Annotated in this window: 22 protein-coding genes; 14 read left to right on the top strand and 8 right to left on the bottom strand. The window is 61.3% G+C overall.

The genetic code is table 11. The annotated features are described in order from the left end of the window. Positions 1-59: 59 nt before the first annotated feature. The 3 genes from HGSM_RS00925 to HGSM_RS00915 are packed head-to-tail and all read left to right on the top strand — an operon-like array spanning position 60 to position 4,947. Positions 60-1,367, top strand: a complete 1,308-nt coding sequence (locus tag HGSM_RS00925) for an alpha-galactosidase (RefSeq protein ID WP_326549999.1) — start codon at positions 60-62, stop codon at positions 1,365-1,367. Next, positions 1,364-2,506, top strand: coding sequence for an arabinan endo-1,5-alpha-L-arabinosidase (locus tag HGSM_RS00920; protein WP_019146857.1), 1,143 nt, complete (start codon positions 1,364-1,366; stop codon positions 2,504-2,506). The genes HGSM_RS00925 and HGSM_RS00920 overlap by 4 nt, the downstream gene beginning before the upstream one ends. A 29-nt stretch (positions 2,507-2,535) precedes the next feature. Further along, entirely contained in the window at positions 2,536-4,947 is a 2,412-nt protein-coding gene (locus HGSM_RS00915; protein ID WP_019146856.1) for a family 43 glycosylhydrolase, read from the top strand. Positions 4,948-5,095: 148 nt separating this feature from the next. On the opposite strand, the gene HGSM_RS00910 is transcribed toward HGSM_RS00915, so the two are convergent. From HGSM_RS00910 to HGSM_RS13975, 3 genes are read right to left on the bottom strand one after another with little or no spacing between them, the layout of a single operon-like run. After that, complete coding sequence (locus tag HGSM_RS00910) at positions 5,096-6,142, bottom strand: LacI family DNA-binding transcriptional regulator (protein ID WP_051009542.1); 1,047 nt, start codon at positions 6,140-6,142, stop codon at positions 5,096-5,098. A 28-nt stretch (positions 6,143-6,170) separates the two neighbouring features. Further along, positions 6,171-6,530 (bottom strand): EF-Tu/IF-2/RF-3 family GTPase, encoded by a 360-nt coding sequence (locus HGSM_RS00905; RefSeq protein WP_019146854.1) that lies wholly within the window; start codon positions 6,528-6,530, stop codon positions 6,171-6,173. A 59-nt stretch (positions 6,531-6,589) separates the two neighbouring features. Next, the gene (locus HGSM_RS13975; protein WP_230197458.1) at positions 6,590-8,905 is read right to left on the bottom strand and encodes a beta-L-arabinofuranosidase domain-containing protein; all 2,316 of its coding nucleotides are present in this window, start codon (positions 8,903-8,905) and stop codon (positions 6,590-6,592) included. 214 nt (positions 8,906-9,119) lie between these two features. On the opposite strand from HGSM_RS13975, the gene HGSM_RS00895 reads away from it, so the two are divergent. The 5 genes from HGSM_RS00895 to mmsB all read left to right on the top strand — a co-directional run bounded on the left by HGSM_RS00895 (position 9,120) and on the right by mmsB (position 16,983). Then, on the top strand, positions 9,120-10,658 hold the full coding sequence (locus tag HGSM_RS00895; protein WP_019146852.1) for an alpha-N-arabinofuranosidase: 1,539 nt from the start codon (positions 9,120-9,122) through the stop codon (positions 10,656-10,658). Positions 10,659-11,102: 444 nt separating this feature from the next. Beyond that, positions 11,103-12,239 carry a multiple monosaccharide ABC transporter substrate-binding protein gene (gene chvE / locus HGSM_RS00890; protein ID WP_019146851.1) on the top strand — a complete coding sequence of 379 codons (1,137 nt, stop codon included), beginning with the start codon at positions 11,103-11,105 and terminating at the stop codon, positions 12,237-12,239. Positions 12,240-12,829: 590 nt separating this feature from the next. Then, complete coding sequence (gene chvE / locus HGSM_RS00885) at positions 12,830-13,975, top strand: multiple monosaccharide ABC transporter substrate-binding protein (protein ID WP_019146850.1); 1,146 nt, start codon at positions 12,830-12,832, stop codon at positions 13,973-13,975. Between the two features lie 297 nt (positions 13,976-14,272). After that, positions 14,273-15,799, top strand: a complete 1,527-nt coding sequence (gene mmsA / locus HGSM_RS00880; RefSeq protein ID WP_019146849.1) for a multiple monosaccharide ABC transporter ATP-binding protein — start codon at positions 14,273-14,275, stop codon at positions 15,797-15,799. Between the two features lie 5 nt (positions 15,800-15,804). Next, complete coding sequence (mmsB, locus tag HGSM_RS00875; RefSeq protein ID WP_019146848.1) at positions 15,805-16,983, top strand: multiple monosaccharide ABC transporter permease; 1,179 nt, start codon at positions 15,805-15,807, stop codon at positions 16,981-16,983. A 302-nt stretch (positions 16,984-17,285) separates the two neighbouring features. Here the strand turns inward: mmsB and HGSM_RS00870 are convergent, their stop codons facing one another. Together HGSM_RS00870 and HGSM_RS00865 are read right to left on the bottom strand one after the other, a co-directional pair. After that, on the bottom strand, positions 17,286-17,966 hold the full coding sequence (locus tag HGSM_RS00870) for a potassium channel family protein (protein ID WP_040594380.1): 681 nt from the start codon (positions 17,964-17,966) through the stop codon (positions 17,286-17,288). A 79-nt stretch (positions 17,967-18,045) separates the two neighbouring features. Then, positions 18,046-19,407, bottom strand: coding sequence for a TrkH family potassium uptake protein (locus tag HGSM_RS00865; protein ID WP_195891343.1), 1,362 nt, complete (start codon positions 19,405-19,407; stop codon positions 18,046-18,048). Positions 19,408-19,771: 364 nt separating this feature from the next. On the opposite strand from HGSM_RS00865, the gene HGSM_RS00860 reads away from it, so the two are divergent. Next, positions 19,772-20,890 (top strand): acetoin utilization protein AcuC, encoded by a 1,119-nt coding sequence (locus tag HGSM_RS00860; RefSeq protein ID WP_326549997.1) that lies wholly within the window; start codon positions 19,772-19,774, stop codon positions 20,888-20,890. Between the two features lie 206 nt (positions 20,891-21,096). Next, a complete protein-coding gene (locus HGSM_RS13970; protein ID WP_003792170.1) occupies positions 21,097-21,195 on the top strand; it encodes a 30S ribosomal protein bS22 in 99 nt (32 codons plus the stop codon). 69 nt (positions 21,196-21,264) lie between these two features. Here HGSM_RS13970 and HGSM_RS00855 read toward each other — a convergent pair whose 3' ends face one another. Further along, positions 21,265-22,098: an HAD family hydrolase gene (locus HGSM_RS00855; protein ID WP_230197457.1), complete on the bottom strand. Its 834-nt coding sequence runs from the start codon at positions 22,096-22,098 to the stop codon at positions 21,265-21,267. Positions 22,099-22,134: 36 nt separating this feature from the next. Between HGSM_RS00855 and HGSM_RS00850 the strand changes: the two genes are divergently transcribed. Beyond that, a complete protein-coding gene (locus HGSM_RS00850) occupies positions 22,135-22,416 on the top strand; it encodes a glutaredoxin family protein (protein ID WP_019146843.1) in 282 nt (93 codons plus the stop codon). On the opposite strand, the gene HGSM_RS00845 is transcribed toward HGSM_RS00850, so the two are convergent. Continuing rightward, complete coding sequence (locus HGSM_RS00845) at positions 22,413-23,681, bottom strand: APC family permease (protein WP_019146842.1); 1,269 nt, start codon at positions 23,679-23,681, stop codon at positions 22,413-22,415. The two genes, HGSM_RS00850 and HGSM_RS00845, sit on opposite strands and share 4 nt — an antisense overlap. A gap of 123 nt (positions 23,682-23,804) precedes the next feature. Then, positions 23,805-24,350, bottom strand: a complete 546-nt coding sequence (locus tag HGSM_RS00840) for a YceI family protein (protein ID WP_019146841.1) — start codon at positions 24,348-24,350, stop codon at positions 23,805-23,807. 435 nt (positions 24,351-24,785) lie between these two features. Between HGSM_RS00840 and HGSM_RS00835 the strand changes: the two genes are divergently transcribed. The 3 genes from HGSM_RS00835 (at position 24,786) to HGSM_RS00825 (ending at position 26,842) form a co-directional block, all read left to right on the top strand. Continuing rightward, entirely contained in the window at positions 24,786-25,265 is a 480-nt protein-coding gene (locus HGSM_RS00835; protein WP_040594377.1) for a MarR family winged helix-turn-helix transcriptional regulator, read from the top strand. Between the two features lie 178 nt (positions 25,266-25,443). Beyond that, positions 25,444-26,088 (top strand): histidine phosphatase family protein, encoded by a 645-nt coding sequence (locus HGSM_RS00830; RefSeq protein WP_019146839.1) that lies wholly within the window; start codon positions 25,444-25,446, stop codon positions 26,086-26,088. Positions 26,089-26,236: 148 nt separating this feature from the next. Next, positions 26,237-26,842: a TlpA family protein disulfide reductase gene (locus tag HGSM_RS00825; protein ID WP_081581309.1), complete on the top strand. Its 606-nt coding sequence runs from the start codon at positions 26,237-26,239 to the stop codon at positions 26,840-26,842. Position 26,843: the final 1 nt, after the last annotated feature.

Raw genomic sequence — 26,843 nt, 5'->3', positions numbered from 1 at the left:
GTAGAAACGTGCGGGGTTCCCAAAGGTCCCGCATTCTCGCTGTGCAAAGGAGCCACGTGGTGAACCCACCAACTATCCCCGCTACACCGCCAATGGGCTGGAACTCGTGGGACTGCTACGGCACCACCGTGACTGAAGACGAGGTCCTCGCAAACGCCAAGTTCATGGCGCGCCACCTCCTGCCCTTCGGCTGGGACACCGTGGTCGTAGACATCCAGTGGTACGAACCCAATGCCCGCGCCGGTGGCTACAACGACAATGCTCACGTGCTTCTCGACGATTTTGGTCGCCAACTGCCCGTACCGTCCCGCTTCCCCTCGGCTGAGCTGGGAGACGCCGGCAATGCCGGCTTCACCCGACTGGCCTCCCAAGTCCATGAGCTCGGACTCAAGTTTGGCCTGCACGTGATGCGAGGAATCCCGCGCCGAGCAGTCGAGGCAAACCTGCCAGTGTTCGGTACGCAGTACACCGCGGGGGACATCGCCGACCAGGGCTCAACCTGCCCGTGGAACTCAGATAACTTTGGGCTGAACCACGAACACCCCGGCGCTCAGGCCTACTACGACTCCCAGGTGGCGCAGTTTGCCAGTTGGGGCGTCGACTTCATCAAGATCGACGACATGCTCGCGCCCTTCCATGCTGCGGAAATCGCAGCCTACGCCCGAGCCATCCAACGCAGTGGCCGCAGCATCGCGCTCAGTCTCTCGCCTGGCACGCACGTGTCGCTCGAGCGCCACGCCTACCTCGCCGAGCACGCCACCATGTGGCGGATCTCGGATGACCTGTGGGACCGCTGGGAGGATGTGCGCGACCAGTTCGACCGCCTCGCCCAGTGGGCTCCGCGCCAGCGTGCCGGATCCTGGGCGGATGCCGACATGCTTCCGCTCGGACGCATCGGTATTCGCGCCGAACGAGGGGAGCCGCGCGAAACACGCCTCACCTTGGATGAGCAGCGCACCCTCATGTCGCTATGGACTCTTGCCAAGTCCCCACTCATGTTTGGTGGCGATCTGCCCTCCTCCGGACCGCACACCATCGAGCTCCTCACCAACCCTGCGCTGATGGAGATGTTCCGATCCGCTCCTGGGGCCACCCAGCTCCTTGCGGAGCCGGGTAAGCGTCTGTGGGCGACCCCGTACCGTGAGGGTGAACTCCAGTACGTGGCCCTATTCAACATCTCCGACGATCCAGCCCAGTTAGTCCTCGACCTTGCGGACCTGGGCCGGCCGAGCTCCGTAAAGGTGTCGGCGCGGGACGTCTGGCATGACCTAGATGTTGAGGTGGCTGGGCGCAACAGCACTCACCCGTACCCGCACATTGTGACGAACGTTCCAGCTCACGGTGTGCGCCACCTGGTGATCTCATGAACCTTGAAACTCGGTGGGCTTGGTGCACCGCCAGGCCTGTCGTCGCAGCGCTGACTGCCGTGGTAGTGCTGTTCGGCCTGACAGCGTGCGGCACAGCGGCGCCAGCCGCTACGGAAATAGAGGTCAGCGGGTCGATAGATACCCACGATCCTGCGTTAATCGTCGATAATCTGGGCACGGACAGTGCCCAAGACGATGTCTGGTATGTCTATTCCACGGGCGACGGCGCGGTGGGGCTGGGGTCGCCGCTGGTGCGGCGGTCAACGGACCAGGGTAGGACCTGGGAGAAGATCGGCCCAGCGTGGACTGCGGCCGACGAGCCGTACTGGTCGCGCCAACTCATCGAGGGAGTCGACAACTTCTGGGCGCCCGAAGTTTACGAGCACGACGGCACGTTTTACATGTACTACTCGGCCTCCACATTCGGCTCCAACACGAGCCTGATCGGCCTGTACACCAACACTACGCTGGACGTGGACAGCCCGGACTACCGGTGGGTGGACCAGGGCGAGGTGCTGCGCTCCACGTGGAAGAGCCCCTTCAACGCGATTGACCCGGGTATCACCGAGGACGAGGAAGGTAACCCGTGGATGGTCTACGGATCGTTCTGGGACGGGCTGTACATGGTGCCGCTCGAGTGGCCTTCGGGGAAACTGCCGGGGCAAGACAAGGTGAGTGATGATCCGCTCGCGGCCTCGGGCGTGGAGCCCGTACAGGTGGCCGACCGTGGTTCATCTGTGAACCCAATCGAGGCCGGATTCATTTACAAGAAGGATGAGTACTACTACCTGTTCTTCTCCCGAGACTCGTGCTGCAAGGCGCTCGATTCCACCTACAACATGGCGGTTGGCCGCTCCACGAGCGCGAGCGGACCATACGTCGACGCGAACGGCGTCTCCCTGCTCGACGATGGTGGCACGCCCGTGTTGTCAGCCACCGGAAACATCGTGGGTCCGGGCGGGCAGTCCGTTGCGCGTGTGGGCGACAAAGACATCCTCGCGTTCCACTACTACGCCGTGGACCAGGGCGGGATGTTCCAACTTGGCCTGCGCGAACTTGCGTGGAACGAGGACGGCTGGCCCGTGGCATTCACGGCGGCCGAACTGGACACCGAAGAAACCGGTAGCCCAGAGCAGTAAAACAACTCAACAAAGCAACAGGAGTTCAGATGCAAAGACGCACCATACGAACCGCGCTCGGGAGTACTCTTGCGGGTGCCCTCACGCTCAGCGCTCTCGCGGTGGCGGCGCCTGCTGGGGCTAAGCCGCCCTCGCAGGACCTCGATACCCCAACCTTCACCAACGTGACGGTTCACGACCCGTCCGTTGTGACCAGCGGAGACGATATTTGGGTGTTCGGATCACACGGCGCGTCCGCGCACACCACTGATCTGCTGAACTGGACACAGAACACTGTGGACCTGTCTCAGGACCGCCAGAACCAACTGTTCGAGGACATCTACGAGGAACTCAAAGAAACGTTTGACTGGGCTCAGAGTGACACCCTGTGGGCTTCCGATGTCATCGAGCTCCCGAATGGCACCTTCGCCATGTACTACAACGCGTGCAAGGGCGATTCCCCGCGCTCCGCGCTCGGGCTCGCCATTGCAAAAACCGTGGACGGTCCGTACAAGGACCAAGGCATTCTGCTGAAGTCTGGCATGTGGGGCCAAGAGTCAGAGAACGAGGGCGAGGTTTACGACGCACTCAAGCACCCCAACGCGGTGGACCCCGACGCCTTCTTCGACGCCAATGGAAAACTCTGGATGGTGTACGGCTCGTACTCTGGCGGAATCTTCATTGTGGAGATGGACGCGGAGACGGGCCTACCAATTGAGGGCCAAGGCTATGGGAAGCACCTTCTTGGTGGAAACCACAGCCGTATCGAGGCACCAGTCATCCAGTACAACGCGGACACGGGCTACTACTACATGTACACATCGTTCGGCGGACTGGACTCGACTGGTGGATACAACATGCGCGTTGCCCGCTCAAAGTCTCCGGATGGGCCATACCTCGACGCAAACGGCGTGGACATGGCTACGGTCAAGTCCGACCCCACACTTCCGCTGTTTGATGACGCTTCGATCGAACCATTTGGAGTGAAGCTGATGGGAAGCTACCTGTTCACTCGGGAACTTGGGGATGAGCGTGCCTCTGCTGGCAGCACAAGCACTGAAAGCTCAGAACTTGGCGTTGGCTATGTTTCTCCCGGCCACAACTCGTGGTACGAAGATCCACAGACCGGCCAGGACTTCCTCATCTTCCACTCGCGTTTTCCGGGTCTTGGCGAGAACCACGAGGTACGCGCACAACAGATCTTCTATAACAAGGACGACTGGCCAGTAATTTCCCCGATGCGTTACGCGGGGGAGACCGCCGGCAAGGTGTTCCGTGCAGACGTCGAAGGCACCTGGCAGATGGTGGACATGGGTACCAGCATCAACCGGAGCGTCATCACCTCCCAAGACATCATTTTGGAGACGAACGGCAAGATCTCCGGTGCCGTTACTGGCAAGTGGAAACTCACCTCACAGCACGACGCCGAGCTTATTATCGATGGAACCTCCTACGAGGGTGTGTTCACGCCAATCTGGGATCCTCAGTTTGAGGAGTGGAGCACCGGGTTCTCGGTCCTCTCGGATGAGGGGCGAGCGCTGCTTGGGCGCCAGGTCGAGGTGCTCGGGGCGAAGGAAGCTGTGAACGCTGTGGCTGACGCCATCGATCTTGGCAACACCACTCAGGTCACCGGAAACCTGACCCTCCCCGTCACCGGAACGAGCGGAACCACGATCACGTGGGCCAGTTCCGATCCCGCCGCGGTGCGGACGGACGGTTCAGTCACTCGGCCGGCGGTGGGCGAGCCCTCCGCCACTGCCACGCTCACCGCGACCATCACGAATGGTTCGTACTCGGTGACTCGGACGTTCAGTCTTACCGTTCTCCCTCGTACTGCTGGGGTACTGGGCGCGCAGTGGTCATTCGAGGGAGACCTCGCAGAGGCAACAGGCACCCAGGCTGAGGGGGCGCCGACCGGAACGCGTCTCGACCAGGCCGGAGCGCCGGCACGGTTTGTAACGGATGGTGTGAAGGGGCAGGCACTATCTCTTGATGGTAAGAGCGGTGTGAAGTTGCCCGATGGCCTGATCTCCAGCGACACCTACTCCGTGGGCATGTGGCTCCGACCAGAAGAGCTAACAAGTTACACGTCCGCATTCTTTGGAGCAGCCACCACGGAATCGTGGGTAAGCATTGTGCCTCGCGGACACGATGGCGTGGGCGGCAACGCCATGGTGTGGTCGGGTACCACATGGTACGACGCCGGGTCCGGTGTAAACCTGCCGATTGGGGATTGGAGCCACTTCATGCTTGTCGTGGACAAGGGCACGATCGAGGTCTACGTCAACGGCGCTCTCGGGTTCAGCGGAAGCGGGTTCCCTGACGTGTTCACGGGCGCAACCAGTCAGTTCGGTATTGGCGTGAACTGGTGGGACGCGCCGTTCCAGGGCTCGGTGGACGAGCTAACCGTATGGGACAGCGCGCTCTCGCCACAGGATGTGGCGGCATTGGCTGCGCGCTAATCGCCACACCGCTTGCCCTGCGCTTGCGTGACTCCGTTGCGCCCGCGCAGTTACCCCCCGACCTTGTACCTTTCACCGCGAGATTGTGCCTTAGAGGGTCAGTCTCACCGTCAGAGGTACAAGGTCGCGTGGGTGGTGGGTGCGCGCGCTAGGCGCGAGTGCTCTCCCGGTGTACAAGACTCGTATTTACGACGATCTCCCTGGGTTCCAGCCGCAGGTCACCCGGGTTTGCGGCACGCTCGGAATCGATGCGTTCCATCAACAGGGAGAGCGCGGTGCGCGCGATTTCAGGTTTGTTGGGGTCGATGCTGGTGAGCGCAGGTGTTGAGTACGCGGACTCGGTGATGTTGTCGAAGCCAACCACCTGGACGTCCTCAGGGACGCGCAGACCAAGCTCGGAGAGCGCCCGGAGCGCACCCAGAGCAACTACGTCCGTCATGGCGAACACGGCGTCAAAGGGAACACCATCCGCTGCGAGGCTGTGGACCGCGCGGTGGCCCGATTCACGGTCGAACATCGGCATGGGCACGACGAGGCGTTCGTCCACCTCGAGCCCGCAGGCGCGAAGTTCCGCCACATATCCGGCGGTACGCAGCGTGGACATGTCGATTCCGCCGTGCAAGTCACCGCCAAGGAGCGCGATGCGCCGCGCGCCGTGCTCTACGAGGTGCCGCACGGCGGTGGCGGCTCCGCCCTGGTTGTCCATGGCAATGTGGTCGAACCGTTGCTCGCCCGAGCGCTCACCGATCAGGACCACGGGGGTGGAGAATCCCAAGCGTTCGAGTTCCTGCGGATCGAGCCCTACAACCGAGATGATGACGCCGTCATACATCCTCAAGCGCGCAAACGACGCCGCCGCAAGTTCCTGCTCCCTGCTGCCGCCCGAGCGCTGCACCACGAGGTGTTTACCCATTGGGCCCAGCTGGTCCGCGAGGTGCGTTGCGAGTTGGCCGAAGTAGGGCTGGTTGAGTTCTGGAACCACCAAACCTATTGCGTCGGTGCGCCCGGCCCGGAGCATCCTGGCCGTGGGGTTGATTTGGTAGCCCAACTCGTTGATAGCGGCGAGAATGCGTTCCTTGGTTGTTGCGCTCACCCGCGCCCGCCCGTTGATAACCGAGGACACCGAGGCCGTGGAGACACCAGCAGCCCGCGCCACGTCAGAGATAGTGACGGGCGATCTGTGTTCGTTATTCACGGGCGGTCCTTATTGGAGATATTGGCTGTTAGGCCTGCGTAATCTGAATGTTCTTGATGGCCGAGGCGTCGATGTAGTTATCGCTGCCCAGCGTGACGCGGGGAACTGCCTCGGGATCGAGGCCCTTCAGCAGCACGCCCACGACCTCGCCGGCGCTCGCGGCAGTGGCCTTCTCGGCAAACTTCTCCAGTCCCGAGACCACGGCGGGGAAGTTGTGTCCGGAGACGTTCACGTTGACGCGCTGGCCCACCGCGATCGTGCCAGACTCAACTTTCCCCGTGAACACTTGCCCCCGGCCGGTGATGATAAACAGGTCTTCAACTAGGAAGACAAAGGGAACGCCGGGCACTGTGGGTGCCTCGGCCTTGCGCCGTGTAAACCATCCCATGGTGAGAGTCCTTTCGATGCGAGGTGCACGGATGCTTTCCTGCAAGGTTATCTGCCGTGCTACCTCAACAGTCGGATCCCGTGGATTCGCGGCGTCAGACCTGAGCATCCGACCGACTGGAACCGGATTGAAAGTTCGGACGCGCCCGCCCACCTGGTGGCAACGTCCATAAGGTCAAAAGTGAACTCGCGGGCGGGCTCACTCTCCAGCGCGCGGGCTTCCATCGAGATCACTCCAACGTCGGCTCCGCCCTCGGTTTCGCTCCCGGCGACGCCCTGCGCGCCGCTCCCACCGAGCACAACGCGCACAGCGCTCGCGGTCTCCTGCTGCGACGCCACGATCACGAGCGACCCAGGGACCTGGCCGCCGGTGCGGAGCGTGTACTCGAAGTGACCGGTGGCCTCGCGCCACCTGATTGTGCCGTCAGTGCGGGCCGCCGAATCCGTGCCGTTGAAGCCGTGGTCTGACTCGGGCTGCTGCTCACCTGTGGCAATCTGGTCAATCAGATTGGCGGAAAGTTGCGGGGTTGCACGGTCCACTCGCTTGAGGACGTCCAGTACGTTGGCCGGAGTCTGGTCCGATGCGAGTGGGAAGTACATGGTGTAGCGCGCGTCATGGAGTTGCCAGAACGGCTCCAACTCGACTGTGCGCCCGTCGGCGGCTGTCACGGAAACCTCGTTCCCGTCCTCCGACAGCACAGCCGAGTCCACATCGAAAACAATCGGGGTTTCAGCAAGAGGGTGCAGCGGACCGGAGGCGACGTGGCCCATGCGTGAATCGTCGGAAATTAGGCCGTCCAGGTCTTGCTGGCCGCCGCGGGCGGCCAGCACGGCTGGGCCGTGCTGGAACGCAACCCACTCCAGATTTTCGACGATAGCGCTGGTCCCAGCCCCCTCCGCCGCCCGGTGGGAGGCTGGGGTCGTGTGGGTTGTCAGGCGCTTGGTCAGTGGGATCGAGACGCGGTCGCCGGGCTGCCAGGTGCGGGAAAAGGTGCGGACGGTGGAGGAGGAGCCGCCGGACTCCTCAGCCCACCACGGTATGCGCACGGCAATGTCCACGGGTGTGGCCGGCGCCCTGTGTATGACAATCTCAATCGAGTCCGAGGTCAGCGCCGTGGTGAGCTGTTCCAGCTCGAGGTCCAGATCGTCCGCGCGAAGACGGGAGGCCACCTGCAGGTTCACGGTAATCGCATCGCCCTCGCGGCCATAGATCAGCTCGCCATAGCGAGCGTGGTTTTCCATGCCGGTGCCCACGCAGCACCAGAAGCACTCCTGCGATTGTGAGTACACGCGGTAGTGGTCTGGGCGCACGGGAGTGAAGTACACGAGCCCACCGGTCTCTGGGTGGGTGGACGAGAGGATGTGGTTGAACATCGCGCGTTCGTAAAAGTCGAGTAATACGCCGTTGCCTGATGAGGGGGCACCGCCGGGTTGGGGTGCGGCCAAAAGTTCGGTGGTCAGGCGCAGCATGTTGTAGGTGTTGCAGGTCTCGGGACCCTGCTCGGACCCGAATGCCTCGCCGAGCGCGGCGGTGAAGTGCTCGCGCATCGAGTTGCCGCCGAACGCGAACGTGTGGCGGTTGGCCACGAGCGACCACGCGGCGCGCGCCGCACCCAAGTACGCGGGATCGTTGCTCGTGCGGGCCACCCGCGCATACCCAAAGGCCTTGGCTATCTGGGTGTTTGCGTGCATCCCGGGGAGCGGGTGCTCGCCCGCGGCCAACGGCGAGAACAGTGCCAGGTCCGTGAACCGCTTGGACATGACCGCGTACTCGGGGTTGCCCGTCAGCTCGAACAAGTCCGCGTAGGAGGCGTTCATGGCGCCGAACTCGGTCCGTAGCATCGCCTCGAACAGTTCATCGCTCATGGGGCGGGCTATGTCGACCCACCAGTCGGCGAGTCTGGTCACGACCTCGAGCGCCAGCGCAGAACCCGCGCTCCTGTTCGCGTCAATGAGTCCGGCGAACAGCTTGTGCAGGTTGTACCAAGGGACCCACGCGCCGTTCAGCCCAAACGAGTCCGGTTCCACTTTCCCGCCCGCGATTCGCTCCCAGAGCTCGACGCCGTGCGGGACGCCACCCACATACCCCGTGCCGAGGTGGGCTTGAGCGCGGGCGATCTCTGCCACCAGATAGGTGAGCCGCTCCAGCGCACGCTCGTCCCGGGTTGCTGCCCAGTGCGCGGAGAGGGCCGAAAGCACGTGCCCGAGGGTGTGCCCGTCGAGCCCCGAGTCCTCCCAGTTGCCGTAGCTGCGCGCCCGCGGTTGCAGGCCGGCCTCTCGCAGTACGGGGGAGAGGAGCCTGTCCGGGTCGAGGCTCAGGACGTAGGTGAGCCCCGTGTCCTGCGCCGCTCGGAACGGCCCGTCTGTGAGGGTCACTGCGGACAGTGGAAAAGCCAACATCAAAGCCCCTAGTGCTGTCAGGAATGTGGATCTGGTCAGGAGGTCGATCGTCGGAAATGAGGTGGGGCGCCAGCGCCCCACACGAAAAATTATCGACGACTCACTGGACATTGTAAATCGATTTACAGTAGCGTTGTAAATCGATTTACAAACCGGACCTAGTCCAGCAACTTCCAACGAAGGAAACCCCATGGCTACCGAGACCGCATCTGCAGTCATCAACCTCGATCTTCCGGGCGCGAAGATCTCCAAGCACCAGTACGGACACTTCGCCGAGCACCTCGGACGCTGTATCTACGGCGGCTTCTGGGTGGGCGAGGACTCCGAGATCCCGAACGAGCGCGGCATCCGCCTCGACGTTGTCGAGGCACTCAAGAAGCTCAACATCCCCAACCTGCGATGGCCGGGCGGCTGCTTTGCAGACGAGTACCACTGGCAGGATGGTATTGGCCCACGCGAGAACCGGCCGAAGATGGTCAACTCGCACTGGGGCAACGTGGTGGAGAACAACCACTTTGGCACCCACGAGTTCATGGACCTGTGCGAAATGCTGGGCGCCGACGCGTACATCGCCGGTAACGTGGGCTCGGGAACCGTGCAGGAAATGAGCCAGTGGGTTGAGTACATGACCCGCGACGACGACTCACCCATGGTTGAGCTGCGCCGCAAGAACGGCCGCGACAAGGCGTGGAAGGTTCCGTTCTGGGGCGTCGGCAACGAGAACTGGGGCTGCGGCGGAAACATGCGCGTGGAGCAGTTCGCTGACCTTGCCCGCCAGTACTCCACGTTCTGCCGCGACCACGGCGACAACAAGCTCTACCGTATTGCGGGCGGACCGAACGTGGATGACTTCCACTGGACCGAGACACTCATGAAGTCCGTGGGTTGTGTGTCCTGCAACTCCATGAACGTGATGAGCCCCTATCAGGCCATCTCTCTGCACTACTACACGATGACCCGCGAGTGGGAGAACAAGGGCAAGGCCCTCACCTTCACGGAGGACGAGTACTACCGCACCATGGCGAACTCGCAGCACGTGGACACCCTGCTGACCCGCCACTCCACGATCATGGACCACTATGACCCATGCAAGACCATCGGTCTGGTTCTGGACGAGTGGGGCACCTGGTGGCAGGTTGAAGAAGGTACCAACCCGGGCTTCTTGTACCAGCAGAACACGATGCGAGACGCTCTGGTTGCGTCCACACACTTCGACATCTTCACTCGTCACGCAGAGCGCCTAGTCATGGCGAACATTGCGCAGACCGTCAACGTTTTGCAGGCGATGATCCTCACGGACCCAGACACCGGCGCACTTGTGCTGACCCCGACCTACCACGTGTTCGAGATGAACACCGCACACCACGACGCCCTTGCACTCGATGTGTCGTTCCGCGGTCAGCGCGAGCGCATGGAGGCTGCGGACAAGCGCTTCAACGTGGTTTCGGCATCCGCCTCGGTTGCTGAGGATGGCGCAAGCTCGCTCCTGTCCCTATCCAACGTGCACCTCGATGAGGCCCGCACCATCCGCATTGACCTGCGCGGACGTGACTGGACTGTGGGCGAGGCGCGCCTGCTCACCTCGACAGAAATCGCGGACCACAACTCGCCAGCGCACCCAGAGGCAGTTGCTCCGGTAGCGTTCGAGGGCTTCACGGTGGACGGCGACGCGTTGGAGGTCACCCTCCCAGCACACTCCTACGTCACGATCGCACTCGACCTCGCGTGAGTGCCTGCGGCCTGCGGCGGGTCTGATCTCGCTGCCTAGGGGAAGGCGCTGGCGGCACCAGATCCCGGTTGGCAGGTAGGACGTAACCACCCACCCGCAGGGAGGGGCATGGTGGGTGAGTCAATCGTGGTAAATGAGCGCCCCGCAGGGGCGAAAGACACATGGCCTGTGTCCTGCCGTTGGCAGGGCGCAGGCCATGTGTGTGTCCAGATTGTCGACGATTCACGCTAGTCATCCCACTCGTGATGGTGCGCGGTGGGCGCGCTGAGATGGCCGTGCGGCGCCGCGGAGTTCGTTCTCCGAGCGCAGGAAACCGGCCGTCGAGGGGTAATAGTTCAAGTGCTTGACAAATATACACGGCATGTCGCGATAATGAAGCATCAGGGTCGTGGCTGACGGGAGCCGGACCGTGAAATCAAACGAAACTCAACGTGGAGGATTCTCATGAGAAAGCTTTTTGCAACAGCATCCATCGCCGCACTGGCCCTATCCCTGGCGGCATGCGGAGGCTCCGGTGCAGGTGGCGGAACCGACGAGGGTGCGGGGTCTGGTGGCTCGGATGAGCAGAAGACAGTTGGTGTTGCAATGCCGGAGCAGACGCTGCAGCGTTGGATCAACGACGGCAAGGCCGTGCGTGAAGGCCTCGAGGAAGCGGGCTACAAGGTCGAGCTCCAGTACGCCGGAAACGACATCCCGACCCAGCAGGAACAGATCGACCAAATGATCACCAAGGGCGTGGACGTCCTGATCCTCGCATCGATTGACGGCGCGGCTCTGTCCACGCAGCTCGACGCGGCTGAAGCCGCAAACATCCCGGTCATCGCCTACGACCGCTTGCTGACCGGAAACAAGAACGTGGACTTCTACGTCACCTTTGACAACTTCAACGTGGGCGTTCAGCAAGGCACCTCACTCCTGACCGCGCTGGGCATCGTGGATGCCGACGGCAAGGAGACGGGGGAGAAGGGGCCATTCAACATTGAAATGTTCGCTGGCTCGCCCGATGACAACAACGCAGGCTTCTTCTTCAACGGTGCGATGAGCGTGCTCAAGCCGCACATCGACGCCGGCACGCTCGTGGTGAAGTCGGGGCAGTCTGAGTTCGGTCAGGTGGCAACCCAGGGATGGGACCAGGCCAAGGCCCAGTCCCGCATGGACGACCTGATTGCCAAGAGCTACCAGAATGACAAGATCCACGGTGTGCTCGCCTCAAACGACGCCCTGGCTCGCGGCGCAATCACCGCAATGCAGAATGGTGGCTACGACGCAGCTTCGATGCCTCCGGTCACCGGACAGGACGCTGAGATCGCCTCGGTCAAGATGATCAACGAGGGACTGCAGTACTCCACCATCTTCAAGGACACCCGCAAACTGGCTGCACAGTCGGTACAGGCGGCCAAGGACCTGCTTGAGGGCAAGGCTCCGGAGACGAACGACACCGAGACCTACGACAATGGCGTGGTCACCGTTCCATCGTTCCTGCTTGAGTCCGATGTGGTCACCAAGGACAACTACAGCTCGCTGCTGATTGACTCTGGTTACTACACGCAGGCTAACGTAGACAAGGGTTCGGTCGACTAGGTTTCCTAGTTGGTAGAACCACCAATAGCCCCAGGGTGGTGAGACGCTTTGGGCTCGGGACGCCCCGCTCTGTGAGCGGGGCGTCCTTCTTGGTGCGGGAGAAAACCTGGCACGGGCCTCGGCGATGGATCGCCGGGCGCGGGAAATGTCCAATTCTGAGCGGCGCGAAGGGCTTGAGTTTAGGCAACCTGAATTCAGCCCTTAAATCTATGAACGCAACGCCGAGGGTGGTAGAAAACGGTCCGGCTTGTTGACCTTTGGGCCAACTATCTGCGTAAATGCGCAAGCGCGCGCTGGAAAGTGCGCAGGATCGTCGAAAATCTGCCCTGAATCCATAGGTGTGTATACGGTGTATAACGGGCGCGTAGAAGTGCGTTATCGAACCGTAATCATTTATTGAGTTCAAGAAGTTGACTCAAGGGTGTGAAGCAGGGCACGCTATAGGTGTCTCAAAGAAGAGTTCGTCTTCGAGGAAAGCACAGTCGCTCCACACTCGATTCCCGTATCGAAACCGAACGGCTGCGCGCCAACAAGCGCACTCCTCACCACCCTGCACTACTGATCGCACCCCAGATTCTCAAGGAGGAGAAATGATCAGCAAGAAGCTTTCCGCAATTGCCGCGGGACTTACCCTCTCCCTAACCCTCGCAGCGTGCTCCGGCGGCGGCGCCGGATCCGGCTCCAACGAAGGCTCGAACGGAGGCGCAACCGGAGATGGCGAGCAGAAGACCGTCGGTGTTGCAATGCCAACTCAGACCTCCGAGCGTTGGATCGCAGACGGCGACGCCGTCAAGAAGGGCCTCGAAGAGGCTGGCTACAAGGTTGAGCTCCAGTTCGCTGGCGACGACATTCCAAAGCAGCAGCAGCAGATCGACCAGATGGTCGCACAGGGTGTTGACGCCCTGATCATTGCCTCGATCGACGGAACCGCACTCTCCACGCAGCTCGACGCAGCGGGAGCTGCAAACATCCCCGTCATTGCCTACGACCGCCTCATCAACGGCAACGAGAACGTCGACTTCTACGTCACCTTTGACAACTACAGCGTAGGTGTCCAGCAGGCAACCGCTCTCCTCCGTGGCCTTGGCCTGGTAGACGCAGACGGCAAGGAGACCGGCGAAAAGGGACCATTCAACATCGAGCTCTTCGCTGGTTCGCCAGACGACAACAACGCAACGTTCTTCTTCAACGGCGCGGTTGACACACTCAAGCCATTCATTGACGCCGGCACCCTCAAGGTTGCATCCGGTCAGACCGAGTTCGGCCAGGTTGCAATCCAGCGTTGGAGCCAGGACGAGGCACAGAAGCGCATGGACAACCTCCTCGCTTCGACCTACCAGTCCGAGAAGGTCCACGGAGTTCTCTCTCCGTTTGACGGCATCTCCCGCGGAATCATCACCGCACTCCGCGGCGTAGGCTACGCAGACAATGCAATGCCAGTCATCACCGGACAGGACGCAGAGATTGCATCCGTCAAGCTCATCAACGACGGCATCCAGTCCTCGACCATCTTCAAGGACACCCGCAAGCTCGCCGCACAGTCCGTACTCGCAGCTACCGACTACCTCAACGGTAAGGAGCCAGAGGCGAACGACACCAAGACCTACGACAACGGCGTGAAGGTAGTACCTTCGTTCCTCCTCGAATCCGACATCGTGTTCAAGGACGACATCAAGCCACTGCTCATTGACTCGGGTTACTTCACCCAGGAGCAGGTCGACAAGGGCGGCAACTGAGCCAACTAGTTTCGACTGGCTCATCTAGCAGTTGAACACTCAGGGTGGGGCGCGCGTCGCCCCACCCTGACCCACACGGGCCCCTCAATGGGGTCGCCCCACGGGGTCTAGACCCCGCAAGGCAAACGATCCCGCAAGGGATCGAGATCCCAGAGACGGGATCACCACCCCCTCTACTAGAAGGGGGGGAAACGCGGATCCAGTCCTGGATCTCGGGCCGGGCGCAAAGTTGCAGCCAGACCTTTAGTCACACTTGGACCACAGCTGGCCTACCAAATTGAAGGAGGGACAGGCAGCATGAGTGAGAACATCCTAGAGATGCGCTCCATCACCAAGACCTTTCCTGGCGTGAAAGCGCTGGAGGACGTGACGCTCAACGTTAAGCGAGGAGAAATCCACGCGATCTGTGGCGAAAACGGTGCGGGAAAATCCACCTTGATGAAGGTGCTCTCGGGCGTTTATCCACACGGTACCTACACGGGCGACATTTACTTCGATGGACAGATCGAGTCATTCGGATCAATCAACGATTCGGAAGAGCGCGGCATCGTCATCATTCACCAAGAACTGGCACTCGTTCCATTCCTTTCCGTAGCCGAGAACATCTTCCTAGGCAACGAGCAAAAGACGAATGGACTTATTGACTGGCACAAGACCAACGCTGAAGCCGCAAAGCTGCTGGCTCGTGTGGGACTCGACGAAAACCCAGTAACGCCAGTTGGACAACTTGGTGTTGGCAAGCAGCAGCTCATCGAAATCGCAAAGGCGCTCTCCAAGCGCGTGAAGCTCCTCATCCTGGACGAGCCCACCGCTGCGCTGAACGACCAAGACTCGGCTCACCTGCTCGACCTGATCCGCCACCTCAAGGGCCAGGGAATCACGTGCATCATGATTTCCCACAAGCTCAACGAGATCGTAGACATCGCAGACTCGACCACCATCATCCGTGACGGACTGACCATCGAGACCCTGCACATGGATGAGAGCGTCACCCAGGACCACATCATCCGTGGCATGGTGGGACGCTCGCTCGAGAACCGCTACCCGGACCACAGCCCAACCATCGGCGAAGAGATCTTCTCCATCAAGGACTGGACCGTCTACCACCCCACGCAGCAGGATCGCGTAATCGTGGACAACGCCGCTCTCAATGTCCGCCGCGGTGAGATCGTCGGAATCGCTGGCCTCATGGGTGCCGGACGCACCGAACTCGCCATGAGCGTTTTTGGACGCTCCTACGGCTCCAAGATCACTGGCCAAGTGGCCATGCACGGCAAACCAGTCCAGCTCAAGCAGGTTGCGGACGCCATCAACGCGGGAATCGCATACGTATCCGAGGACCGCAAGCACTATGGCTTGAACCTCATCCAAGACATCAAGACGAACACCACTTCTGCGGCGCTGGGCAAGATCTCCAAGCGCGGAATGGTCAACGCCAACGAGGAACTCAAGGTCGCGGAAGACTACCGCAGGCAGTTGCGCACCAAGACCCCGAACGTGCACGCGCTCGTAGGTAAACTGTCTGGTGGAAACCAGCAGAAGGTCGTTCTGTCGAAGTGGATGTTCACCGACCCAGAACTGCTGATCCTTGACGAACCAACCCGTGGTATCGATGTCGGCGCGAAGTACGAGATCTACACGATCATCAACGCGCTCGCCGACCAGGGCAAGGCCGTCCTCGTGATTTCGTCCGAGCTCCCTGAACTGCTCGGCATCTGCGACCGCATTTACACGCTCTCAGCAGGACGCATCACCGGCTGCATCGACCGTGACGATGCAACGCAAGAAAATCTTATGGAACTCATGACTAAGGTAAAGGACTGACAACGATGTCTGAAACCAGCGGGCTCGTTAGCCTACTCACGCGCAACTTGCGTCAGAGCGGTATCTACATCGCTTTTGCCGCGATCGTAATCCTCTTTACGATCCTGACCGGCGGCACCCTGCTGCAGCCGAACAACCTGACCAACCTGGTCCTGCAGTACTCCTACATCCTGATCCTCGCGATCGGAATGGTCATCGTGATCATCGCCGGTCACATTGACCTCTCGGTCGGATCCGTGGTGGCACTGACGGGTGCAGTCGCGGCTGTGCTCATCCAAACCCACGGTATGCCTTGGTGGGTCGGTGTAGCAGCAGCACTCGCAACCGGTATCCTCATCGGTGCGTGGCACGGATACTGGGTCGCGTTCGTTGGAATCCCAGCGTTCATCACAACCCTGGCCGGAATGCTCCTGTTCCGCGGTCTGACCCTCCTGGTCCTCCAGAACATCTCGATCTCCGTCTACGACCAGTCGTACAAGAACATCGCAGGTGGTTTCCTGAACGGCCTCCTTGGCGGAAACGGCTACGACGCGTTCACCCTGATCGTCTTCGCAATTGGCGCAGCAGCCTTCGCCGTCATGCAGTGGCGTTCACGCCAGGCACGCATTGCATACCAGCAGACCGTAGAGTCCATGCCGCTGTTCATCGCCAAGATCGCCGCAGTCGCCGTCATCACCATGGCGTTCGCTTGGCAGATCGCACATGCACGTGGCCTCCCCATCGTGCTGATCATCCTCGCGATCCTCATCGTCACGTACTCCGTAGTCACCCAGCGCACCGTGTTCGGTCGCCACGTCTACGCAATCGGTGGAAACCTCGCAGCAGCACAGCTCTCCGGTGTGAAGGTCAAGTGGGTCAACTTCTTCATCTTCGTCAACATGAGCTTCCTCGCCGCAGTCGCCGGTGTCGTGTTCTCATCGCGTTCCGGTGGCGCGCAGCCAGCAGCCGGTAACATGTTCGAGCTCGACGCCATCGCCGCCTGCTTCATCGGTGGAGCAGCAGTCACCGGTGGTATCGGAACCGTCATCGGCGCCATGGTTGGTGGTCTGATCATGGGTGTCATGTCGAACGGTATGTCCATCCTCGGCATCGACCAGTCCGTCCAGCAGATCGTCAAGGGTCTCATCCTGCTCCTCGCAGTCGCCTTCGACGTCTACAACAAGCGTCGCGCCGGCACCCGCTGATCCACGCAGTACACAACGAGGCGGGCCCCACGCAGTGCGTGGGGCCCGCCTCGTTTTTGATTATTCTCGACGATCGAGCTGAGTTCCAGCGGCTGGTTGCGCGGGGTGGGGGGCTTCGTCCTACTCTCGAGTGTCCTATGGTCTTGCAGCTGTTCTTATTGTCGCTGCACGTCCTGCGGACAAATCTCCGCTAGGACTCCGTCCTGCTGCGATTTGCCCTACGGACGTGCAGCTGTACTTATTGTCGCTGCACGTCCTGCGGCTCGAAAATCACTAGGACTCCGTCCTGCGATTTCTCGAGCCTACGGACGTGCAGCGAAGCGCTCGAGCAACTCCGAGTGCCCACTCACCACAATCAAGTCATTCGCCGAAATACGCGTGTTTGCGTCCGCGTACACGAAGTCCATGCCCGGCGATTTCACACCAATGATCGTCACACCGTACTTCTCACGCACGCGCGACTGCTCAATGGTGAAGCCCTGGGTCTCCTTAGGCGGACGCATCTTCACAATGGTGAAGCCGTCCTCAACCTCGATATAGTCCATGAGTTTGCCCGACACCAGGTGCGCCACGCGGTTACCCGCGTCAAACTCGGGGAAGACCACGTGGTGCACGCCGATACGCTGCAGAATCCGTCCGTGCTCCGCTGAGATCGCCTTAGCCCAGATCTGCGGGGTTCCAACGTCCACGAGGTTGCCGGTGATCAATACCGACGCCTCAAGCGCTGTACCCACACCAACAACGACCACCGAGTAGTCCCGCACACCCAGCTGCTCGAGCGCGTCCGGGTTAGTGCAGTCCGCCTCCACGATGGGCAGCCTGTCAGAGTACTGTGCAACCAGTTGGGGGTTCTTCTCCACGGCCAAAACTTCTTGGCCGAGGCGGTCCAGGGTCAGTGCGATGGAACTACCGAAACGTCCGAGCCCAATGACCAGAACACCGGCATCCTTCTTGGTATCCGCACCACGGCGTGAGCGCGCCACCCCACGGGCCGCCCTGTTCAGGTAGGCGCTACTGGTGAAAGCGTGTTGCTCCTGCTTCAGGATTTCTTCGACGTCGTCACTAGCCAATGACAGGCCTTTCTTCAGGGAGTCGAATGACCCGGCGGCGGCTGCGCAATGCGAGTGCCGCGCCCAAAGTCATCGTACCTACACGGCCCACAAACATCAGAACAACCAGAACGTACTGACCTGTGGTGGGAATACTTGCTGTAATGCCGGTGGACAATCCTACGGTGGCAAAGGCAGAGATGACCTCGAATAGGATCACGTCCAGCGTGAACCCGGTGATCTCCAGCAGGATCAGGGATGCCACTAACACGATCGTCGCCCCTACGAAAGTCACGGCAACTGCCTGGCGCAGGGTGTCGCGAGGGATACGCCGGCCAAAGCTGTCCACGTCCTTGTCTCCGCGTGCCTCCGCGAGAATCGCGAGCATGAGGACGGCGAGAGTGGACACCTTGATACCGCCAGCAGTTGACGCAGATCCGCCACCCACAAACATCATGGCGTCAGTGATGAGCCAACTGGCCTCGTGCAGCCCATTGATGTCAATCGTCGAGAGTCCGCCAGAACGGGGCATAACACCAAGGAATGCCGCGGACAAAACCTTCTCGGGCCACGCCATCGGGCCAAGTGTGAGCGGGTTCGTCCACTCCGCGGCGAGGTACCACACCCACGCAATTGCAACCAGGAGCGCACTCGTAACTACGGTGAGCTTGGCGTGCAGGTTCCAACGTGAAAAGCGCCGCCGCTGGCGCGCGATGTTCAGGATGACCGGGAAACCAAGGGCACCAATAAACATCCCGAGCATGATTGGAACGAGCAGCATCCAGTCGTTGTAGTGGGGAACAAGGCCCTCTGCGGTGGGAATGAAACCGGCGTTGTTAAAGGCTGAAATTGCGTAGAACACAGAATGCCAGACCGCCTGGCCGATCGACTCGTTCAAGTACACAAACCGAGGAAAAAGCAGTAGCGCGAGTGCGAGCTCGATGGAGGTGGACGCAATGACGACAACTCGAACCAGACTTCCGACCTCACCCAGCCGGGTGGTCTTGGTTTCCGATGCAGTGAGTAGTTTGGCGGTCAAGCCAATGCGGCGGGATACGGCGAGCCCAAGGATCGAGGCGAGCGTCATGACACCTAGGCCACCGACCTTAATGCCTATCAAGATCACGGCCTGCCCGAACGGCGACCAGAAAGTTCCCGTGGGCACAGTGGTCAGACCCGTCACGCACACCGCCGAGGTGGCAGTGAAGAGCGCGTCAATAAATGGGGCCCTTTCACCGCTCGCGGTTGCGGCGGGGAGGGACAGCAGCCCTGTGAAGATCCAGATGACGCCAGCAAAAACGCCGAGCGCGAGGCGAGCAGGCGAGTGCCGGGCGACCCGGTCAATGAACTCGCGCCCAGACCAGAGCCGCAGCATGAGGCTCGACGCCACGTCCCGTCCCTTCGTTGCCCACTAATGGCGCGTGTTCCGCGCTGATCTAGCCTAAACCTTTTGGCGCCTATTCCCGCGCTTTCGTGTGTGGTTGGGGCCGCTTTTGTCATTTTCCGCCGCCCAGTTGCTGAGCGGACCTTATTTTCGACGATAGAGCAGGTTCCAGCCCCGGCTCACGGCGGTTGCGGGCCGGTTGGGTACGGGCGGGGCCTTCGGCCTCTCCCGCTCAGTGGGTGGTCCCGGTTTGATAAGCCTGCACGGAAAGTTGATAGTTTGAACTATGCCGTCTCGCGCGTTCCTTTCATGGTCGAAAGATTTGCTCAACTACGACTTCGGGTTTGGACACCCGATGTCGCCCATTCGGCTCGATCTGACCATGCGTCTCGCGCAGGAGCTGGGCCTCCTAGATGGCGCGGATATTACGGTGGCCTCGTCCGGGCTTATTCCTGATGAAACGCTTGCGCTCGTACACTCCGCCGAGTACATCGCGGCCGTGCATGCGGCGTCCGATGACGATACGCCGGACGAGACCCGCGGGCTTGGCACGGAGGATAACCCGAGCTTCCCGGGCATGCACGAGGCGTCGTCCCGCATGGTTGCAAGCACCGTTGATGCGGCCATGGCGGTGTGGCGAGGCGAGGCCGAACACGCGATCAACCTAGCCGGCGGAATGCATCACGCGATGCCCGAGGGGGCCGCGGGCTTCTGTATCTACAATGACGCCGCAGTGGCTATCAAGCTCTTGCAGCAGGCGGGCGCAAGGCGCGTGTTGTACGTCGATCTCGACGCCCACCATGGGGACGGCGTTGAACGGGCGTTCTGGAACGACCCGGACGTCCTGACTCTCTCCATCCACCAGTCAGGGGCAACCCTGTTCCCGGGGACGGGATATCCCACGGATATTGGGGGACCCGATGCGCAGGGCACGGCGGTCAATATAGCCCTCCCGGCACGCACCGAATCTGGCGAGTGGCTCCGCGCACTGCACGCGGTCTTGCCCGAGGTCGCCCGGGCCTTCCAGCCGGACATTATCGTGTCGCAGCACGGCTGTGATGCCCACTCGCTGGATACACTCTCAGACCTGCGCGTGTCGATCGACGCGCAGAGGCAGGGCGCCGCACTCGTGCACGACCTCGCGCACGAGCTGTGTGGCGGGAAGTGGCTTGCCCTGGGCGGTGGCGGCTACTCGGTCGTGGACGTAGTGCCAATCATGTGGACACATGTGCTGTCACTGGTAGTCCACCAAGAGGTCGAATGCGCCGTGCACACGCCAACGCAGTGGCGCCAGTACATCCGGCAATACCTCGACCACTCGCCTCCCGAGACCATGGGGGACGACTGGGGGCCAGCGAGCTACAGGGACTGGGGCCGAGGCTACGATCCGCAGTCAGATATCGACCGTGCCGTGCGGGCGACTCGGACGGCAGTGTTCCCTCACCTGGGCGTGGATCTGAGTTATGAAATCTAGCCAAATTTGGCGGGCAGCCCGATGAGTCCGAGCGCACTGAACCGCAGGTGAGGGCCACGAGTTCGTGCATGAGGTCTTCACTGGTAAAATGGCGCATTGTGGCGAATGTCTTTGCTGTTTTGGTGTTTAGCACAACCCGATACCATGTACGCTAGTAGATGGACTTTTCCACGCGTAGATCAGAACAACAACAGTGAGGAACCGCAATGGGCTCCGTCATTAAGAAGCGCCGCAAGCGTATGGCAAAGAAGAAGCACCGTAAGCTGCTTCGTAAGACGCGTCACCAGCGTCGCAACAAGAAGTAACATCTTCTTAAGTATCTTCTATCAGGCTCGGTCAGCAATGACCGGGCCTGAGTTGTTTCTCGGGTTAGCTCAGTTGCCCTTGTTGCGCAGGCGGCGAATGACCATGCTCGCAACCCAGACCGCGCCCGAAAGGCTCGCGGTGGCGGCAGACCGCCGAACTGCTCGGCGCTTGCTCCGGAAATCGCGCGTTGGCCAACCCACTTCTTGGGCGAGGCGGCGCAGCTTCTTGTCGGGGTTGATCGCACAGGGGTTTCCCACGATGGATAGCAGCGGCCTGTCGTTCAGAGAGTCCCCGTAGGCGTAGCTCGACTCGAGATCAATGCCGTGTTCCTCAGCGAGTTGCCGTGCGCTCGAGGCCTTGACTGGACCGTGCATCATTGGGCCTTCGAGATTCCCGGTGTAGAAGCCCTGGTGGTCGTGTTCGGCCATCGTGGCCAGTGCGCCGGTGGCTCCGAGGCGGTGCGCGATGAGGTCGCCGATCTCGGCTGGAGTCGCGGTCACGAGCCACACCTCGTGCCCCTTGGCCAGGTGATGATTGAGGAGAGCCTGCGTGCCCGGGTAGATCCGGTTCTGCAGAACCTCGTCCCAGACATCCTCCCCGATCGCCACAACTTGCGCGACCGAGTGGCCCTTCATGATGGACAGGGCGCGGTTTCGGAGGCTGTCGATGTCCCGTGCGTTCTCTCCAACCATCATGTACTTCAGCTGCTTGAGCCCGAAGTTTACGATGTCGAGAGTGCTGAAGAATCCGTCGCGGTAGAGCGCCTTGGCCAGGAAGAATGCACTAGCTCCACGGATAATCGTGTTGTCCACGTCAAAGAATGCCGCGACCTTGGTGTCGCTGTGGAGCGGCACCGATTCTGAGGTTGCAGGCATGATTGTGGAGGTATCTTCCGGGGGCACCCGACCAGTCTAGTCTTCAGACATAGAATTGTCGGCATGGCTGATGGACTCATCTCACCCGCGCACGAAGCGGACGTACGAATCACTGTTTACACACGTGTCGGCTGCCACCTGTGCACGGACGCGCTCGAGGTCGTCCAAAGGGTGGCGGGGGAACTCGGCGTGAACTACAGCGAGGTGGACATCGATTCTGAACCCGGACTGGTTGCTCAGTTCTCCGAGTACGTCCCGGTGGTTGAGGTAGATGGCGTCCAGCAGGGGTTCTGGCGCATTGATGAGACGCGCCTGCGCAGGGCGCTCGCCGCAGGCAAGAACTAACGCCTAGACTGCTCGCGCCGCGGTCGGGCCAGCATGAGCCAGCCAATAACTCCCACGCCGACCAGCGCCGCGCCCACAAGGAGCGAAGTGCGAGGAACGCTCAGCGCGAGAACGCCGCAGCCCAACGCGCCCACGAGCGAGAGCGTGCGCGGAAGGACACGGCGATCCAGGATCTGCTTGGCTGCCGAAAGGTTCGCCACCAGGTAGTACAACAGGACGGCAAGCGACGAGACCCCGATCAGATGCACCGGGTCAAGCAGAAGCACAAGCACGCACGCAACCGCAGTCACCGCCACCTCCGCTCGGGCTGGCGTGTGGAACCGCGAGTCGACGTGTGCAAACCAGTGGGGCAGGTCCCGGTTTCGGGCCATGGCCAGGGCTGTCCGGCTCACTCCCGCGAGTAGTGAAAGCAGCGCGCCGCCCGTTGCAAGGGCTGCGGCAATGCGCAGCGCGGGGGAGAGCCAACTGTGCCCGGTAGCCTCGGCCAGTTCAGTCAGCGGCGCGCTGGACACAGTGAGGCCCCCAATGGAGAGGCCGCGGACGAGCAGCCACCCGAGCGCAATGTAGAGAGCCAGAACGATACCTAGAGCAGTGAGAACTGCCCGCGGAATAGTTCGGCGTGGCTCAGCGACCTCTTCGCCCAGGGTGGCCACGCGCGCATATCCAGCAAAGGCAAAAAACAGCAGGCTCGCCCCACCAAGCACCCCGGTAGGGGAGAAGGGGCTGGAAAGTGAGTCGATCGTCGATAATGTTGACGCGCTGGGTCCCGAGAAAGACACGACGGCGATCAACACAATGAGAACTGCAAGCACGGGGAGGACGAGGAGGCGCGTAGCGCCAGCCGTCCGCGTGATCCCCACGAGGTTGATGCAGCAGGCGGCGACCAGCGCCACGAGGGCCACAAGTTTGCTGTGGCCAGGGGCCACGTAGGTGGCGAACACGAGCGCAATCGCCGCGGTGGAAGCAGTCTTCCCCGCAACGAACCCCCAACCGGCGGCGAAGCCGGGGAGCGGGCCCAGCATCGTGCGGCCAAACACGTAGGCCCCACCCGAGGTGGGGTAGGCCATGGCGAGTTGCGCGGTAGAGAGCGCGTTGAGGCTCGCGAGGACCGCTGCAACGGCGATCGCGACGGGCAGCCACGAACCGGCCACAGCAGCAGCCGGGGCAAAGACAGAAAAGACGCCGGCGCCCAGCATTGAACCGAGTCCAATGAATACGGCGTCGGCCAGAGTGAGGCGGCGCTCAAGCACCGAAGAAGTTGCCACGAATCATAGATACAGCGGCCAGGTGAATGGCTGGTGAACGACACGGCGGATCAGTAAGGCGGCACAAAGAAGCCCGGGTCCCCAACCACAATGGGTGGGGACCCGGACTTATGAACTGGGGGATCAGGCGGAGATTGCCGAAACCTCAATGTTGATCTTGACCTTGTCGGAGACGAGGACGCCACCGGTCTCGAGAGCTGCGTTCCAGACCAGGCCGAACTCCTTGCGGGAGATCTCGAGCTGGCCCTCGAAGGCTGCGCGCTTGTTGCCGAATGGATCGGTAGCTGTTCCGGTGAACTCAACCTCAAGTGGGACGGACTTGGTTACGCCGTTGATGGTGAGGTCGCCGTTAACAACGAACTCGTTGGAGCCGGAAGCGGTGATCGAGGTGGATTTGAAGGTCCAGGTCGGGTGGACGTCAACGTTGAAGAAGTCTGCGGACTGGAGGTGGCCGTCACGGTCAGCGGAACCGGTGTTCACGCCACGTGCGTCGAGCTCAGCGGTGACCTTGGAGTCGAGGAAGTTCTCGGCTACGTCAATGGACGCAGAGACAACTGGGACGGTTCCCCGGACCTTGGAGATTCCAGCGTGACGCACGGTGAATCCTGCGGAGGTGTGGGTGGTGTCGGCGGTGTAGGTACCTGCGGTGAGGCCTGCTGGCATGTTCATGTGTAAGTTCCTTGTCTGTGTCTGTCGGTGACAGGTGAGGCGTTGCGGGTGGACCGTGCACGATCAAGGTTGGTCTTGCGTGGCCGCTAGGCTGGTGCGGCCGCCAGGTTCGCGGGAACCGGGCGGATCACGTGTTGCGTTGTGGTCGCAACCAAGAACTCAACCAAGCTGCCTGTTGCCGGTATGGTGACCGGACTGCAGCATAACCGCATTAGTTGACGCTTCAAGTTTGCTTACTTGAAACTTTAACTAATCTGCGGAACGAGCGCAAGTACTTTCCGGAACTTGATTTCGCACTTAGGGGATCCAGAATCCCCAACCCGTGGGATTCCCAGCCAAAACGCGACCAAAAACTGATCAAGAAATTCTTCCCAAGAGGGCGATCCGTCGATATTGTTCTGTCAACCAATGACGGTCACAACCTGGGGGGGGTCCATGCCGACCGAAGAGTTCGACAGATGGCTCACTGCCAGTCAGCAGGCTGATTGGCGTGCCTACCTAGAGGGAAACTCCATCCTCTGGGGCGCCCTGAACGTCGACCTCATTGAGGCGTGTGGCCTGTCCATGAGTGAGTACGAAATTCTCGTCCGGCTATCTGAGGCGCCCGAACACACGTTGCGCATGTCCGTGCTCGCGGACTATCTGGCGCAATCACGGTCGCGCATCTCGCACACCGTCCAGAGGCTCGAACGCCGCCAACTGGTGGTGCGGCGCCCGTCCGCAAGAGACCGGCGCGGCATTGACTGCATTATGAGTACGGCCGGATACGCGCTCCTCAAGCACGCGGCACCCATGCACGTGGAATCTGTTCGCCAGCGCCTTGTGGACGTGTTGACCGCGGAGGAACTGGCGCAACTGGCGCAGTTCTTCCGCCGTATCGCTGTGGCCTCGGGCCGGACGACCTCGGATATGTAGGTGCTGCGGTGAGCTGAGGGCTGGTGCTGGCGGCGGGGCGGGGGCGTGGGAGCGCGCTGGGCGCTGGGTGTGGGCGCATAGTTCAGGGACGCTCGGCACAGAGGTACCCGCCAAAAAGACGCCAAAATCACGCACTTTGCCATCCCCGTAGCCCTGATTCTTTGACACACTTAGAGCCATGGCCAAAACGATCGTTCACCTCATGCGGCACGGCGAAGTCTACAACCCCGAAAAGGTCCTCTATGGGCGCCTTCCGGGCTACCGTCTCTCGGACCTCGGTCAAGAGATGGCACGCCGAGTAGCTGTGCACCTTAAGGAACAAGACCGTGACATCACGGTGGTAACCGCGTCCCCGTTGCAGCGGGCGCAGGAGACCGCAACCCCGTCCGCTCAGGCGTACGGTCTCGAGCTCGGAACTGACGAGCGACTCATCGAGGCCGCCAACTACTTTGAGGGTAAGACCTTTGGTGTGGGGGACGGCTCGCTCCGCCACCCTCAGCACTGGCCTCACCTCATTAACCCGTTCAAGCCGTCCTGGGGTGAGCCCTACAAGGTCCAGGTCGAGCGCATGAAGGGCGCTATCGAGACCGCCCGGCAGCAGGCAGAGGGCCATGAGGCTCTCCTCGTCAGCCACCAGCTGCCTGTGTGGATTGTTCGTTCCGCACTGGAGGGCCGTCGCCTCTGGCACGATCCGCGCAAGCGCGAATGCAACCTCGCCTCCCTGACCTCGCTGACCTTCGATGGCGACACCCTTGTTTCCGTCAAGTACACCGAGCCGGTGGCAGATCTCTACCCGGGTGCCTCCAAGGTGGCCGGCGCCTAGTCCGTAGGACCAACCCGCTCCACCGAGTGGTGATGTTTTTAGGTGCGGCGGGTAGTGCAATAGCACTGCCCGCCGTTCCAGTTCATACGGGAGCCACGCTCCCAGCGTGTTCCCAGAACGATACGTAACAGTAAGGCTTGTGATTTTCGTGTTCAGATCCAGTGACGGTCGACGCACCCCTAGGTTCATTGCCGCGGCAGTGAGCGCCCTGGCGGTGCTCTCTCTTGCTGCGTGCGCAGAGGACTCAGGGAACAACGGCGACGTGGTCAATCAGGGTTACCAGTCCGGTGACGGTTCTGTGCGTACCTGGACTGTGGACGAGCGTAAAGGAAACGTGGAACTGAGTGGCGTCGACTACGCCGGGGACCCCGTGAACTGGTCTGACTACGAGGGCAACGTCGTGGTCATCAACACCTGGTATGCGGCGTGCCCGCCGTGCCGCGTGGAGGCTCCCGCCTTGGCGGCGGTCGAGGCGGCATATGCGGACCAGGGCGTGAAGTTCTTGGGTATCAACCGCACCGATGACTCGGGGGCGGCCCAGGCGTTTGAGCGTGAGTTCGATGTGAACTGGCCTTCTATTAACGACGAGTCTGGTTCCGCAATTGCATCGCTCGCCGGTGTCGTTCCGGTCAAGGCCGTCCCCACTACCATCGTGCTTGACCGCCAGAGCCGGGTCACCGCACGCGTTCTGGGGCAGGTCGACCAGTCGACCCTGGACACGCTTGTGCGCGAAGCACTCGCTGAAGAGGGCTGAG

Source organism: Timonella senegalensis JC301, assembly GCF_000312125.1.
Taxonomy (GTDB): domain Bacteria; phylum Actinomycetota; class Actinomycetes; order Actinomycetales; family Cellulomonadaceae; genus Timonella; species Timonella senegalensis.
The sequence above is the reverse complement of the archived record's forward strand: the minus strand, read 5'-3'. Positions and strand labels throughout refer to the sequence as shown.

Bases quoted from the DNA above. Each gene is read 5' to 3' on its own strand.
- HGSM_RS00920 (WP_019146857.1), top strand. From the start codon at position 1,364: ATGAACCTTGAAACTCGGTGGGCTTGGTGCACCGCCAGGCCTGTCGTC.
- HGSM_RS00915 (WP_019146856.1), top strand. From the start codon at position 2,536: ATGCAAAGACGCACCATACGAACCGCGCTCGGGAGTACTCTTGCGGGT.
- HGSM_RS00905 (WP_019146854.1), bottom strand. From the start codon at position 6,530: ATGGGATGGTTTACACGGCGCAAGGCCGAGGCACCCACAGTGCCCGGC.
- HGSM_RS00895 (WP_019146852.1), top strand. From the start codon at position 9,120: ATGGCTACCGAGACCGCATCTGCAGTCATCAACCTCGATCTTCCGGGC.
- chvE (WP_019146851.1), top strand. From the start codon at position 11,103: ATGAGAAAGCTTTTTGCAACAGCATCCATCGCCGCACTGGCCCTATCC.
- chvE (WP_019146850.1), top strand. From the start codon at position 12,830: ATGATCAGCAAGAAGCTTTCCGCAATTGCCGCGGGACTTACCCTCTCC.
- mmsA (WP_019146849.1), top strand. From the start codon at position 14,273: ATGAGTGAGAACATCCTAGAGATGCGCTCCATCACCAAGACCTTTCCT.
- mmsB (WP_019146848.1), top strand. From the start codon at position 15,805: ATGTCTGAAACCAGCGGGCTCGTTAGCCTACTCACGCGCAACTTGCGT.
- HGSM_RS00865 (WP_195891343.1), bottom strand. From the start codon at position 19,407: ATGCTGCGGCTCTGGTCTGGGCGCGAGTTCATTGACCGGGTCGCCCGG.
- HGSM_RS00860 (WP_326549997.1), top strand. From the start codon at position 19,772: ATGTCGCCCATTCGGCTCGATCTGACCATGCGTCTCGCGCAGGAGCTG.
- HGSM_RS13970 (WP_003792170.1), top strand. From the start codon at position 21,097: ATGGGCTCCGTCATTAAGAAGCGCCGCAAGCGTATGGCAAAGAAGAAG.
- HGSM_RS00850 (WP_019146843.1), top strand. From the start codon at position 22,135: ATGGCTGATGGACTCATCTCACCCGCGCACGAAGCGGACGTACGAATC.
- HGSM_RS00840 (WP_019146841.1), bottom strand. From the start codon at position 24,350: ATGAACATGCCAGCAGGCCTCACCGCAGGTACCTACACCGCCGACACC.
- HGSM_RS00835 (WP_040594377.1), top strand. From the start codon at position 24,786: ATGCCGACCGAAGAGTTCGACAGATGGCTCACTGCCAGTCAGCAGGCT.
- HGSM_RS00830 (WP_019146839.1), top strand. From the start codon at position 25,444: ATGGCCAAAACGATCGTTCACCTCATGCGGCACGGCGAAGTCTACAAC.